The following is a 273-nucleotide window of genomic DNA, read 5'->3' on the forward strand; positions in this document are numbered from 1 at the left end:
AGATCAAAACGCGCCATCAAAACATCCGATATTCTTCCAGGGGCAAGCCGTCACGCTCGATACGTGCATTCATTTCCGCAATGAAGTCCGCGTTCCGTTCCGCCCAGGCACGAGCCTCGGCCGCCTGAACCTCTTCGCGCAAGCCGCGTTCGCTTGCCCGCGAAACGTTGACGTTCAGTTCCCTGGCACGCTCGAGCAGATCCGTCGGAAGCGAAACGTTGGTGGGTTTGCGCGTAACCTTTGATGGGGCGTGTGCTTTAGCGGCCCGCTTGA

1 protein-coding gene is annotated in these 273 nt (G+C 59.0%); it reads right to left on the minus strand.

The window, feature by feature from the left end; all coding sequences use genetic code 11:
- Positions 1-16 precede the first annotated feature (16 nt).
- Positions 17-273 (minus strand): type II toxin-antitoxin system CcdA family antitoxin (locus tag U5A57_RS41530; RefSeq protein ID WP_321918145.1); only part of this gene is annotated, 257 nt, incomplete at its 5' end.

This window comes from Paraburkholderia sp. J11-2, assembly GCF_905220185.1.
Taxonomy (GTDB): domain Bacteria; phylum Pseudomonadota; class Gammaproteobacteria; order Burkholderiales; family Burkholderiaceae; genus Paraburkholderia.